The 11,199-nt window shown below is 67.8% G+C and carries 14 protein-coding genes and 2 pseudogenes; 8 read left to right on the top strand and 8 right to left on the bottom strand.

Annotated elements, in window-relative coordinates:
- Nucleotides 1-2 precede the first annotated feature (2 nt).
- Together AB0O28_RS00440 and AB0O28_RS00435 are read left to right on the top strand one after the other, a co-directional pair.
- Complete coding sequence (locus AB0O28_RS00440; RefSeq protein ID WP_363634680.1) at nucleotides 3-998, top strand: polyprenyl synthetase family protein; 996 nt, start codon at nucleotides 3-5, stop codon at nucleotides 996-998.
- Between the two features lie 26 nt (nucleotides 999-1,024).
- Nucleotides 1,025-2,056 (top strand): hypothetical protein, encoded by a 1,032-nt coding sequence (locus AB0O28_RS00435; protein WP_363634678.1) that lies wholly within the window; start codon nucleotides 1,025-1,027, stop codon nucleotides 2,054-2,056.
- A 73-nt stretch (nucleotides 2,057-2,129) separates the two neighbouring features.
- Here the strand turns inward: AB0O28_RS00435 and AB0O28_RS00430 are convergent, their stop codons facing one another.
- On the bottom strand, nucleotides 2,130-2,873 hold the full coding sequence (locus AB0O28_RS00430; RefSeq protein WP_363634676.1) for an NAD(P)H-binding protein: 744 nt from the start codon (nucleotides 2,871-2,873) through the stop codon (nucleotides 2,130-2,132).
- A 77-nt stretch (nucleotides 2,874-2,950) separates the two neighbouring features.
- Between AB0O28_RS00430 and AB0O28_RS00425 the strand changes: the two genes are divergently transcribed.
- Complete coding sequence (locus AB0O28_RS00425) at nucleotides 2,951-3,424, top strand: Rrf2 family transcriptional regulator (protein ID WP_363634674.1); 474 nt, start codon at nucleotides 2,951-2,953, stop codon at nucleotides 3,422-3,424.
- 64 nt (nucleotides 3,425-3,488) lie between these two features.
- Here AB0O28_RS00425 and AB0O28_RS00420 read toward each other — a convergent pair whose 3' ends face one another.
- Both AB0O28_RS00420 and rarD read right to left on the bottom strand, forming a co-directional pair.
- Nucleotides 3,489-4,316, bottom strand: coding sequence for an LLM class flavin-dependent oxidoreductase (locus tag AB0O28_RS00420; protein ID WP_363634672.1), 828 nt, complete (start codon nucleotides 4,314-4,316; stop codon nucleotides 3,489-3,491).
- Nucleotides 4,317-4,390: 74 nt separating this feature from the next.
- On the bottom strand, nucleotides 4,391-5,296 hold the full coding sequence (gene rarD, locus AB0O28_RS00415) for an EamA family transporter RarD (protein WP_363634670.1): 906 nt from the start codon (nucleotides 5,294-5,296) through the stop codon (nucleotides 4,391-4,393).
- 135 nt (nucleotides 5,297-5,431) lie between these two features.
- Here rarD and msrA point away from each other — a divergent pair, with 135 nt between their 5' ends.
- On the top strand, nucleotides 5,432-6,094 hold the full coding sequence (gene msrA, locus AB0O28_RS00410; protein ID WP_363636129.1) for a peptide-methionine (S)-S-oxide reductase MsrA: 663 nt from the start codon (nucleotides 5,432-5,434) through the stop codon (nucleotides 6,092-6,094).
- On the opposite strand, the gene AB0O28_RS00405 is transcribed toward msrA, so the two are convergent.
- Together AB0O28_RS00405 and AB0O28_RS00400 are read right to left on the bottom strand one after the other, a co-directional pair.
- Nucleotides 6,095-6,529, bottom strand: coding sequence for a PIN domain-containing protein (locus tag AB0O28_RS00405; protein WP_363634668.1), 435 nt, complete (start codon nucleotides 6,527-6,529; stop codon nucleotides 6,095-6,097).
- Nucleotides 6,526-6,705, bottom strand: coding sequence for a hypothetical protein (locus AB0O28_RS00400; RefSeq protein ID WP_363634666.1), 180 nt, complete (start codon nucleotides 6,703-6,705; stop codon nucleotides 6,526-6,528). The genes AB0O28_RS00405 and AB0O28_RS00400 overlap by 4 nt, the downstream gene beginning before the upstream one ends.
- An 88-nt stretch (nucleotides 6,706-6,793) precedes the next feature.
- On the opposite strand from AB0O28_RS00400, the pseudogene AB0O28_RS00395 reads away from it, so the two are divergent.
- The 3 genes and pseudogenes from AB0O28_RS00395 to AB0O28_RS00385 form a co-directional block, all read left to right on the top strand.
- Nucleotides 6,794-6,892, top strand: a pseudogene (locus AB0O28_RS00395) (peptide-methionine (S)-S-oxide reductase); the annotation flags it as partial.
- 126 nt (nucleotides 6,893-7,018) lie between these two features.
- Nucleotides 7,019-7,225: a hypothetical protein gene (locus AB0O28_RS00390; protein ID WP_139579074.1), complete on the top strand. Its 207-nt coding sequence runs from the start codon at nucleotides 7,019-7,021 to the stop codon at nucleotides 7,223-7,225.
- A 31-nt stretch (nucleotides 7,226-7,256) separates the two neighbouring features.
- Nucleotides 7,257-7,637 carry a PIN domain-containing protein gene (locus AB0O28_RS00385; RefSeq protein WP_363634664.1) on the top strand — a complete coding sequence of 127 codons (381 nt, stop codon included), beginning with the start codon at nucleotides 7,257-7,259 and terminating at the stop codon, nucleotides 7,635-7,637.
- 124 nt (nucleotides 7,638-7,761) lie between these two features.
- Here AB0O28_RS00385 and AB0O28_RS00380 read toward each other — a convergent pair whose 3' ends face one another.
- Nucleotides 7,762-8,130 (bottom strand): GntR family transcriptional regulator, encoded by a 369-nt coding sequence (locus AB0O28_RS00380; RefSeq protein WP_363634662.1) that lies wholly within the window; start codon nucleotides 8,128-8,130, stop codon nucleotides 7,762-7,764.
- A 354-nt stretch (nucleotides 8,131-8,484) separates the two neighbouring features.
- A complete protein-coding gene (locus tag AB0O28_RS00375; RefSeq protein ID WP_363634660.1) occupies nucleotides 8,485-9,105 on the bottom strand; it encodes a DUF6461 domain-containing protein in 621 nt (206 codons plus the stop codon).
- A gap of 1,061 nt (nucleotides 9,106-10,166) precedes the next feature.
- On the opposite strand from AB0O28_RS00375, the pseudogene AB0O28_RS00370 reads away from it, so the two are divergent.
- A pseudogene (locus tag AB0O28_RS00370) lies at nucleotides 10,167-10,265 on the top strand (peptide-methionine (S)-S-oxide reductase); the annotation flags it as partial.
- 182 nt (nucleotides 10,266-10,447) lie between these two features.
- On the opposite strand, the gene AB0O28_RS00365 reads toward AB0O28_RS00370, so the two are convergent.
- Complete coding sequence (locus tag AB0O28_RS00365; RefSeq protein ID WP_363634658.1) at nucleotides 10,448-11,083, bottom strand: DUF4240 domain-containing protein; 636 nt, start codon at nucleotides 11,081-11,083, stop codon at nucleotides 10,448-10,450.
- Nucleotides 11,084-11,199: the final 116 nt, after the last annotated feature.

Here is an 11,199-nt window from a genome sequence, read left to right as displayed (position 1 = left end):
GTATGGCCGCGCCGCCCGTTGTGGACATCCCTCTCGTCGACGAGCGGCTGGCCGACGACCTCGCAGGCGGGCTCGCGGCGGTGGAGAAGCTGCTGCGCTCGTCGGTCGAGAGCGAGGACGCCTTCGTCACCCAGACGTCCAGGCACCTGATCGAGGCGGGCGGCAAGCGGTTCCGGGCGATGCTCGTGCTGCTGGCCGCCCAGTTCGGCAACCCGGACGCCCCGGGCGTGGTGCCCGGGGCCGTCGTCATCGAGCTGACCCACCTGGCCACGCTCTATCACGACGACGTGATGGACGAGGCCCCGGTGCGCCGGGGCTCCCCGTCCGCCAACGCCCGGTGGGACAACACCGTGGCCATCCTCACCGGCGACTACCTGTTCGCCCAGGCGTCGGAGATCCTCGCCGACCTCGGCAGCGAGCTGATCCGGATCCAGGCGCGTACGTTCTCCCGCCTGGTCCGCGGCCAGATCCGCGAGACGATCGGGCCCGCCGAGGGCCGCGACGCGATCGCCCACTACATCAGCGTGCTGGCCGACAAGACCGGCTCTCTCATCGCCACCTCGGGCCGCTTCGGCGCCATGCTCTCCGGCGCTCCCGCCGACGTGGTCGATCGCCTCACCGACGCCTGTGAGGCGATCGGCGTGGCCTGGCAGCTCGGCGACGACCTCATCGACGTGGCCGCGCCCACGACCGACTCGGGCAAGACCCCGGGGACCGACCTGCGCGAGGGCGTCCGCACGCTCCCCGTGCTGTACGCCCTGACCTCCGACGACCCCGCCGACGCCCGGATGCGTGCTCTGCTGTCGGGGCCGGTGGCGGAGGAGGACGTCGAGGAGGCACTGACCCTGCTGCGGGCCCACCGGGCCATGGAGCAGGCCCGCGAGGAGCTCACCCGCTGGATCGACCGGGCCAAGGACGCCCTGGCCGGCCTGCCCGACATCCCGGCGCGTACGGCCCTCATCGCCCTGTGCGACTACGTCGTCGAGCGCACGGGCTGACCATCCCATAGGGGATCATTGGCCGGGTGAAGATCTCCCGGTGTGCGGTCGCGCTGTCGGCGGTCGTGTCCCTTTCCCTGGCCGGGGCCGCCTGCGGCACACGGGGCGCAGGCACATCCGCCGCCGCTCCGACGCCGGCTTCGACGCCCGCCGGCATGGTCACCGTGGACAAGGACCAGGTCCTCACGCGTGGTGCGGGAGAGGGAGAGAGCTCGGCGCAAGCCCTGTTCGACGCCATCGCCGCGGCGGGCTCGCCCGAGCCGACTTCGCCTGAACCGGGCTCGCGTGAGCCGACTTCGCCCAAGCGGGGTTCGTTCAAGGCGGGCTCGCCTGGCCCGCACGGGGAACGACCGGCCCCCACCCCCTCGGTGTCGCAGACGTTTCTCTCCTGGGTGTTGCCGAAGGGCGAGCCGATCCCGGTGCGCAACCCGGGCACGGGGGGTGCGAACCCGCGCCTGTTGTCGGCGCTGCTCACGGAATTCGGCTCTGCCTACGAGTCGGACGTGACTCCGGGGGCGGTGCTCGGCCTCCCGGCCCCGGTCCTCGAGGGGTCGCGGTTCGTCGCGCTCCGGATGATGAGCAGCCCCTTTCACGCGCCCTCTCCATGTGGGAAATGGACCTCGGGGATGTGGACGGTCGTGCTGCGCGACTTCGACCAGCGGGGCGTGTGGATCGCGGCGACGGAGTTGCAGTCGTCCCGGAGCGCCGACCCGCTCGTGTTCGGCGAGTCGATCGTCACAGGGCCTGCCGCGATGCTGGACCACCTGGCGGACACCAGCGGCGTGGAGTCCTGCCGGAAGTTGAGGGGCGCCGGGGTCGGCACCGGAGCGGTGGAGCCGTTCCCCGTGCCGCCGCTGGGCGTCCGGTCGTTCGCCTTCCGCATCACGGGCAGCGGAGACGTCCCCGTCTGGCAATGGGTCGAGGTGGTGCAGACATCTCGCTACGTGCTGGAGATCCGGATTCCGAACCAGTTCCCCGAGCCGCGCACCGACCCCGCCGTGCTGCTGCCGCGCATCGCCGAGGCGGCGTATGCCAGGGCCGAGGCGGCGCCGGCATGACACCTGCGCCACTGGCCGCCGCGACCTGCCGGCGGACGGGCGTCAGGTCGTGCGGCGCTCGCTGCGCCGGTGTCTACTTCTGGTCGGCGAGCCACTCGTCGAAGGTGGTCGGCGCGATGCGGGCGCCCTCGCCGGGCAGCAGCACCTCACCCGCCATTTCCGGGCTGAACAGGCCCGACCAGGTCGGCACGAGCTTGACCGAGCGGCCGCGTGCCTCGAGGGTGCGCCGGGCCATGTCGACGAGGTCCTGCGGCTCGGGACCGGCCACGTCGGCGTAGCGCCCCTGAGGCTCGCCCACCGCGACCTCCGCGAGGACGTCGGCCACGTCGGCGGGCGCGATCGGCTGCACCAGCAGCGGCGCGATCGTGGCGACGCCGTCCTGCTCGGTCCAGCCCGCCACCGTCTCGGCGAAGTCGTGGAACTGCGCGACCGGGACGATCGTCCACGGCACCGGACCGGCGGACACCAGGCGCTCCTGCTCCCGCTTGCCGGCGTAGTGGGCGTTGCCCTCGACGCGGTGGATGCCGATGATCGAGAGCAGCACGTGATGGCGGACGCCCGCCCGTTCCTCCGCGGCCAGCAGGTTCCTGGTGGTCGTGCCGAAATACGACACGGCCTCGTCCCGGTCGGTCGCCTCCGAGCTGATCGCGTCGACCACGGCCTCGACGCCGGTCAGGGCGTCGTCGAGCCCCTCGCCCGTCATCAGGTCCACGCCGAGGGAGCGGCTGACGCGTACGACGTCGTGCCCGTCCCGTTCGAGGGCGGCGACGGTGAGCTTCCCGATGTTCCCGGTGGCGCCGGCGACTGCGATGCGCATGGTTTCTCCTTCGCTAGACGCCCCGGATGCTATCTCGGATAAAATAGATCTGCAATCTCTCCAATACACTGGAGGGCATGAAGCTGCCTGCGAGCACCGAGTGGGTGTTGCACTGCGCCACCACGCTGGCGCAGCTCGAGCCGGGAGCGACCGCGTCGGCGGCCCAGCTCGCGGAGTATTACGACGTTCCGGCCCCCTACCTGGCCAAGCAGCTCCAGGCGCTCGTCAGAGCCGGTGTGCTGACCGCGATGACGGGCCCGCGCGGCGGGTTCCGTCTCGCGCGGGCCGTTTCCGACATCACGTTGCTGCAGATCGTCGAGGCGGTGGACGGCTCGTCCTCGCCCTACGAGTGCCGCGAGATCCGCCAGCAGGGGCGGGGGGCGTTACCTCCCGAGGACTGCCGGCGCATCTGCGTCATCGCCGAGAAGATGGCCGAGGCGCACCGCGCGTGGCGGAGCAGCCTCGCCGGAGTCACCCTCGCCGACATCCTCACCGAGCTGCCTGAGTGGGCGCCTGCTCGCACCCGTTCACGTATCGCGGCCACCCGCTGACCGCGGCTCATGTCGGGATAGGGCTGATCGGCAGCGTCGGCGGAAAAACCCGGCGAGACACGGCTCAGCGGCCGGCGAGGAGGTCCACGACGGGAGCGAGGGCGTCGGCGAAGAAACCGTTGACGGTGACGTAGGAGATGCCCAGCTCGTCGCGGCGGCGCAGCAGCGTGTCGGCCATCTCGCGGGGCGAGCCGCGAAGCACGGCCGCGGCGTCCGCCGACGTGGTCCTGAGCCCTTCGGGCACCCACGGAGGCGGCCCGTCGCCCACCTGGAGCAGGTTCATGCTCAGCTCGATGTCGTCGAACCGCGCGCCGGCTTCGTCGCGGAGGATGCCGACGGGCGCGCGCAGGCCCTCCTCAGGCGTGTCGGGCGGCACGGCGAGCGCGACGATGTCCGCCTCCTCGGCGGCCAGAGCCAGCATGCGGGGACCGGCCCCGGCGACCAGGACGGGCGGCCCCGGACGCCGCACTGCGGTCCTGCTGTCGGCGAAGGCCGCCCGCACCTCGCCGATCACCGATCGGACCTGTGCGACGCGTTCGCCCGCCGTGCCGTACGGCACCCCGAGCGCCGCCGCGTCCTGACGGGCGTCGGCACGGCCACCACCCACGCCGACCTCCAGCCGTCCGCCGGACAGGAAGTAGAGCCCGGCGAGCTCGTGGGCGAGCAGCCGGGGGTTGCGGTAGGGCGCGGCCAGCACGAACGTGCCCACGCGCAGCACGCTCGTGGCGGTGGCCGCCGCGGTCATCGCGAGCAGCGGCGGAAGCGTCCGCAACGTGTCGGGGACGAGCAGGGTCGAATAGCCGAGGTCCTCGGCCCTGCGGGCCGTCGCCCTCCAGGCGGCGGCGTCGGGAGCCAGGCCGGCGACGATCCCGAAGCGGAATTCCTTGCTCATGTGACGATCGTCACCGGTTCGGCCGGCGCCGTCGTCCGCCCGCCGGAGGCGACAGCCGTACTCCCCGTGACGTATCAGACGGTCTCGAGCGCGGCCGTGCGTTCCTGGCGAATGGTGTGGGCGGAGCGGATGCTGTCCCAGGTGAAGACGCACAGCGCGAGCCAGACGACGACGAATCCGGCCCAGCGGCTGGCCGGCATCGTCTCGTGGGCGATCAGCACGCCGCACAGGAACTGCAGCACCGGGGCGATGTACTGGAGCAGGCCGATGACGGTGAGCGGAACCCGCAGCGCGGCGGCCGTGAAGAGCATCAGCGGCACCGCGGTGATGACGCCGGCCGTCACCAGCAGCAGGGCGTGTCCGAGGCCGTGGTCGCCGAAGGTCCCCGTGCCGTTCGCCTGCAGGACGAGCAGGTAGCCCAGGGCCGGCACCAGCAGCACGAGCGTCTCGATGGTCAGGCTCTCCGCGCTGCCCACCCCCGCCGCCTTCTTGATCAGGCCGTACGTGCCGAAGCTGAAGGCGAGCACGAGGGCGATCCAGGGGAGGCGCCCGTAGTCGAGCGTGAGGATGAGGACCGCGAGGGCGCCCAGCCCGACGGCGATCCACTGCCACCGGCGCAGTCGCTCGCGGAAGACCAGCACGCCGAACAGCACGCTGACCAGGGGGTTGATGAAGTAGCCGAGCGCGCTTTCCACCACGTGACCGGCGTTGACGGCGTAGATGTAGACGCCCCAGTTGACCGAGACCGTGACGGCCGCGAGGGCGAGGAGGATCAACTGGCGGCGCGTGATCGTGCGGATCCACGACCAGTGACGGCGCACGGCGAGGACCGTGATCACCACGACGAGCGACCAGACCATCCGGTGGGCGAGGATCTCCACAGCGCCGGACGGCTTGAGCAGGGGCCAATAGAGGGGGAACAAACCCCACATCGTGTATGCGGTGACGCCATATAGGACACCACGCCGCGTATCAGGCATGAACCCCATCTTCGCTGCTTACCTAGATTCAGCACAAATAAGGGTCTCTATGCCCCAGGTTTAGAGACGCTTACGTCAGGAACAAGCCCGGCGGACGTTGGGTTGGGGATGGCAGAGCGGAAGGAAGGGCGCGTGATGGGCTGGCTGTTCGGCACAGACAAGACGACGATGGTGGATCCCGCGGAGGCGCTGCCGGGCCGGGCCGAGGTCATGCCTGTGGCCACCCGGCACCAGGTCCTCGGCGGGCCGCTGGCTCCGCCGTATCCGGAAGGCACCGAGATCGCCGATTTCGGGCTGGGCTGCTTCTGGGGCGCCGAGCGCAAGTTCTGGCAGACCCCCGGGGTCGTCTCGACCGCCGTGGGCTATGCGGGCGGCTACACGCCGAACCCTACGTACGAGGAGGTCTGCACCGGGCTCACCGGGCACACCGAGGTCGTCCGGGTGGTCTTCGACCCCGCCCAGGTGTCGTATGAGGAGCTCCTCAAGGTGTTCTGGGAGGCCCACGACCCCACGCAGGGCATGCGCCAGGGCAACGACGTCGGCACGCAGTACCGGTCGGCCGTCTACACCCACGGCCCGGAGCAACTGGCGGCGGCCGTGACGTCCCAGGACGCGTACCAGGAGGTGCTCACCAAGGCCGGGTACGGCGAGATCACCACCGAGATCGCCCCCGCCGGCGAGTTCTACTTCGCCGAGGATTATCACCAGCAATACCTTTTTAAGGTGCCAAACGGCTACTGCGGCATCGGCGGCACCGGCGTCTCCTGCCCCGTCGGCCTGCCGACGAGCGAAAGCTGATCAGTCGCCGGGCAGGATGGTGAGTCGTTGCCCCTTGGGGAGGTGACGAGGGGCAACGACGAGATAGTCCCGCTGATCCAGCGTGGCGACTTCGCGAAGGTCGAAGCGTTCGGCCAGGGCTATCACGCAGGCGTCGACGGCTTGAAGCCGGAGCGAGGCGTAGGCCGAGAGCAGTTCGGACATCCGCCGGTAGTCGTGAGGCGTCACCTCGATAACGCGAAGCTCGTCGTCGGCGATGGCGGCGCAGAATTCGGCTGCAAGAGTGGGGCTGCCGCGACGCACCGGATCGGAGAGCAGGTGACAGATCTCTGTCACCGCGAGGGACGGTACGACGAGTTTGGTCCAGTTCTGCGCGAGAAACCGGACGCAGCGAGCGTGGTCCTTGTCGGCCCTGTTGAAGGCCGCGACGAGGGGTCCCGTGTCGCAGAGGATCACGCGGTGATCGCTCCGTCGGACTCCTCGTGGTGAGGATAGGTGAGGTACCGGTCATGGTGGACGCCGAGGTCTGCCGGCCCTTGTAGCGCGCCGATGAGCGCGGAGAGATGCCGTGGAAGCGCGGGCGCGTCGAGGGGCTCCTCGATGTCGGCCCAGCCTTCGTTGTCCAAGTCCATGCTGCCAAGTGTAGGCGCCGACCTGCCCGCAGCCAGTGAGAAGTCACAGAGCGCGGTGAGGGAGAACTTATTGCCTGAGGTGAATCGCTACCACCAGCAATACCTTTTCAAGGTGCCGAACGGCTACTGCGGCCTCGGCGGCACCGGAGTCAGCTGCCCCGTCGGCCTGACTGCGGGTGACGCTTGATCTCGCAGGAACCAGTCGGCCCGGAGCCCGGGCTGCCCCGGGCCGGCACAGCCGCTCTCAGCGGGTTGCGATCAGTCGCCGCGGCGCGCGGCTGTCCGGGGCGGTCCCGCTGATTACACTCGATACATGAGCGTGATGCGCGAGGAACTCCACCACCTGGTTGATCGGCTGCCAGAGGAGAAGGTGGCTCCTCTGCTCAGGCTCGTCCGCGATCAGCTCGAAGAGCCGCCTGTGGTACGCGACCTGCCGTTCATCGGCATGCTCGAAGCGGAGCCGGATTTCGCGGAACGCTCGGAGGAGATTCTCCGCGCGGAGGACAATCACTCTTTGTGATCGTCATCGACTCGGGTCCTTGGTTGCGGCCGTGAACGTCCGGGACCGCCATCATCAGGCCTGTGCCCGACTTCTGCGGACCCACCCAGGGCCCTTGCTCGTCCCTGCGAGCGTGGTCACCGAGGTATGCCAACTCGTCGAGAAGCGGCAGGGGAGCAAAGCGGAGGCAGCGTTTCTGCGCTCCTTTGGAGCAGGCCTGACCTTGGTAGATCTCACAGAACGTGATCTGCAGCGTATGAGCGACCTGGTGGAGACGTACGCAAGTCTCCCACTCGGGGCGGTTGACGCCTCTGTGATTGCCATTGCTGAGCGACTCGGCGTCACGGAAGTGGCAACACTTGACCGCCGCCACTTCACTGTTGTCCGTCCCCAGCACACCGGTGCATTCATGCTCCTGCCGGAGCGGCTCTGAGCGCTGTCTTGCCGTGGCCCTGAGCGGTGTGATTCCGCGGCCGAGGCGGCACCGGCAGAGCTTGCGATTTGTTGCCTGAAGCGGAGCGCTATCACCGGCAATATCTGTTCAAGGTGCCCAACGGCTACTGCGGCCTCGGCGGCACCGGTGTCAACGCAGGTGACCCTTCCGCCTGGTGCCCGACTGGGCTGACAAACTCTTCGGAGGAGTAGCCGGGATTGCTGAGACCTCCGGGTGGCGGTTCAGGCCTGCTCGGAGGTCTCGTTCTTGTCCTGGGCCACGAAGGAGCCATGCCCGGGGTGGTGACGATGAGGCCGTCTTCGCGGAGCTTGGCGGTCACCTTGCGGACGGTCACGCGGGCGACGCCGAATTCGCCTTCCATCTGGACCTCGGAGATGAGGTAGCGGGGCGGGTACTCGCCCGACTCGATGCGTGCGCGTACGACCTCGTAGATCTGCACCCACTTGGGTCGCGTCGGGTCGTAGTCGATCACTCGGCAACTGTAGGTAGTAGCTCCAGAAGAGGCATAGTAGCGGCGGCTGGAGAGGTGACGAAGCCCGCTATTAGTGCATGCGAATTCTGATGGGCTCAGCCCGCTTACGCCTGACTTCTGCTGACGAGAAGTGTTCTCCGAGGGGCGCACCCTCGTGATCCGGTGCCAAGCGGACCCGGACCGAAGGACCGCCAGGCCGAGGACCGGAAGCCGCGCGGCACCCCGCCTTCGAGCACCCGCTTTAGGAGAGTGGTGGCCGTACGGCTGGCATATACGGCGTGAGCTGCGCGAACCTCTTGGGGGGCCTGCGCCATCAGGGAGATTATCCCGTGCATGTCCCGCACTCGCCGCTTCTCAGTCCACCACAGGGTCCTGACAAGTGAGATACGGACGCTCCTGATCAAGCCACTCAAGGCTCAGCCTGGCCCCCGTAGTCAGCTCGATCGTCGCCAGCGCTGCCGCTCGCCAGCTCTTGCCCCTCCTCCATCTGAAGTTTGGTGCCATGTCCATCAGCTCTGGCCAACGTGCCAGATTCGGCTCGTGCACCCATCTCTCGGGATACATGGCATCGACCATGAGCAGCGTCTCTCCATCAGCCGCGAAGCTGACGCGGTTGTTGGCGTTCACGTTCCAGTAGACGCTGTAAGCGCGAGCACCGGCGCTGAGACGCGGAAGCACCTGAGGATGGACGCCGCGGAACCCGTTGTACTCGAACAATTCGGTCACTGAACCGGACTGGCCCACCAGCACCGCCCAGGCGCCTTCGTCGGAGTAGTCGTCCTCGAAGCGCGCCGCCTCGTGGATCGTGTGACTCGCGCCGCCGCTCACCCGTTCGCCGATCTCGGTGAGAGCGAGCGGCTTTCCGTCGTCGGGTACGACAACGGTCCAGCAGATGCCGTTCTCCAGCCAATGATCCTTGAGTAGCTGCTGGTAGTAGCGATAAACCTCAGGGCTCGCAGGCCGGCCATCGCTCATGTCATGAAACTCCGTCACTCCGGGTGCTGGGATCGCAAGATCTTCGCAGATGGGTCCGACAAGATCGGATGTCAGGCAGCGAGAGACCGGGCTACCAGAGTGACGAGCTACGCGAAGGTCGAATCAGAGTTCAGGACTCAACGCCACGCCCTTCGTCTGCGGTGATCTTGGCCGTGACCTGGCTTTCCAGATTCGGCGGTTCCAGGCGCGGCATGATTACAAACCGGCGGGCCATTGCCTCTAGCGTTGATCGTGAGGCCCACCCCGGAGCCTGCGGTCGTACCGCGGCCGCCTCCCAAGGAGGTCCTACTTGACCTATAGATTTACCGACAACCGCGCCACTATGAGACGCGCCCAGCACTTCGCCGCCGAGCTTATGAGAGAGGCCGACGCCATCGTCGACGTGGGCAGCGTGGCGTAGCTTTCGATCTTGTGGGGGGGCGGGCAGCGTCGGTAGCCGAGGCCGGCTGCTTCGCTGATCGCGGAGTCCGTACGCTACGGCTCATGTCTACTGTTGGTTCGGGTTGTCGCTGCATCGTCTGCCATGACTACGGGGACCGCGATGAGTGGGGTGCCATGGATCGGCACACCGTCGAGCATGTCCGGAGTCGCGGCTGGAGCGTGACGATGATTCCGGAGGGCGATCTGGGGCCCGGCTTCGCCTACACCGTCGGCCTGTGGCACACCCGGCGCCGTGTGGTGGCGGCGAGCACGGGCGCCGGTCGGGGTTCGTAAATGACGAGATGCGGGCACGGGTGGCGGCATCTCGGGTGGCTCAAGGACTTCTTCCGCCAGTAGTGTGATCGCTCTGTCGGACTCCTCGTGGTGGGGATAGGTGAGGTACCGGTCATGGTGGACGTTGAGGTCTGCCGGCCCTTGTAGCGCGCCGACGAGCGCGGAGAGATGCCGTGGAAGCGCGGGGGCATCGAGGGGTCTCTCGATGTCGGCCCAGCCTTCGTCGTCGAAGTCCATGGTCCCAAGTGCATGCGTCGACCCTGCCGGTAGTCAGTGAGATGTCGCAGCGTGAGGTGAGCAGGCATTTATCGCCTGAAGTGAACCGCTACCACCAGCAATACCTCTTCAAGGTGCCCAACGGCTACTGCGGCCTCGGCGGCACCGGAGTCAGCTGCCCCGTCGGCCTGACCACCGGAGAGAGCTGAGCAGTCGCCGGGCAGGATTGTTCAGTCGTTGCCCCTCGGGGAGATGACGAGGGGCAATGACGGGATCGAATTCAAGCTGACGCGCATCGGCCGGAGGTTCCGCGGTATCAGTGGGTGCGGAGAGGGGCAGCGCTAACCGCGCCCGCATTGCCGCGCCCGTGCTTCAGCGAGCACGTCTGTGATCAGTAGTTGCGGAACGCATGAGGTCGGTTCGGGCCGGTCAGGTAGCGGGCCAGCCGGGGAAGCCTACGGGTGATCTCCGCATCATCGGCGATATCCCAGTTTGCCTCGCCGAATTCGGCCGCCAGAAGCGGAAAGCCACGTTGGACTCCTCTGGCTTCGGCGGCGGCATAGAGATCGTCCACAGCCTTGCCGGTGACCTGCTCATAGGCGTCATGCGCTACATAGGCAAGGAGTTCGAAGGCCGGGTAGTCCTCGTCGGACCACGGGAAGCCGCGACGTCGTTCGGCGAACCAGCGTCGCTTCAGGTCGAGGAGGTGTACGACCTGCGGCAGTTCCATGACGCGATCCGGGCAATCGGCGACTTGGCCGTACGCCTCTCGGCCCAAGCTCATGAGCCAATAGACGAAATATTCGAAGCCGTCAGTCGATTCGCGTCGTAACAGGTGACAGCTCAGCGCGTACATGTCACATGTGCAGCCGCGGTTCGCATTGCGTTCCCACCACATGTGGTAATCAATGATCTCGTCGGCGGAGAGTTGGCAGAGCCAGGTGTTCAGCCAGGCCAGGCGCTCCTTCCTGCTGCGTGTCTCTCTGCCGGAACGCTCAATCAGTTCCCAGAATCGGTCCTCGTGCACGAGAAGCGATAATGGCATGGCCTTGCGCCATAGTTCAGCAAGGGCAGTTACCGTAGCAGTGCACATCCGGCAGGCGCGCTAGCCGCCCATATGACGCGGTCCGGCGTCCGTGATCG

Origin of the sequence: Microbispora sp. NPDC088329 (assembly GCF_040685655.1) — a bacterium.
Taxonomy (GTDB): domain Bacteria; phylum Actinomycetota; class Actinomycetes; order Streptosporangiales; family Streptosporangiaceae; genus Microbispora.
The sequence above is the reverse complement of the archived record's forward strand: the minus strand, read 5'-3'. Positions and strand labels throughout refer to the sequence as shown.

Bases quoted from the DNA above. Each gene is read 5' to 3' on its own strand.
- AB0O28_RS00390 (WP_139579074.1), top strand. From the start codon at position 7,019: ATGAGCGTGATGCGCGAGGAACTCCACCACCTGGTTGATCGGCTGCCA.
- msrA (WP_363636129.1), top strand. From the start codon at position 5,432: ATGGGCTGGCTGTTCGGCACAGACAAGACGACGATGGTGGATCCCGCG.
- AB0O28_RS00425 (WP_363634674.1), top strand. From the start codon at position 2,951: ATGAAGCTGCCTGCGAGCACCGAGTGGGTGTTGCACTGCGCCACCACG.
- AB0O28_RS00430 (WP_363634676.1), bottom strand. From the start codon at position 2,873: ATGCGCATCGCAGTCGCCGGCGCCACCGGGAACATCGGGAAGCTCACC.
- AB0O28_RS00400 (WP_363634666.1), bottom strand. From the start codon at position 6,705: ATGGACTTGGACAACGAAGGCTGGGCCGACATCGAGGAGCCCCTCGAC.
- rarD (WP_363634670.1), bottom strand. From the start codon at position 5,296: ATGCCTGATACGCGGCGTGGTGTCCTATATGGCGTCACCGCATACACG.
- AB0O28_RS00440 (WP_363634680.1), top strand. From the start codon at position 3: ATGGCCGCGCCGCCCGTTGTGGACATCCCTCTCGTCGACGAGCGGCTG.
- AB0O28_RS00375 (WP_363634660.1), bottom strand. From the start codon at position 9,105: ATGAGCGATGGCCGGCCTGCGAGCCCTGAGGTTTATCGCTACTACCAG.
- AB0O28_RS00420 (WP_363634672.1), bottom strand. From the start codon at position 4,316: ATGAGCAAGGAATTCCGCTTCGGGATCGTCGCCGGCCTGGCTCCCGAC.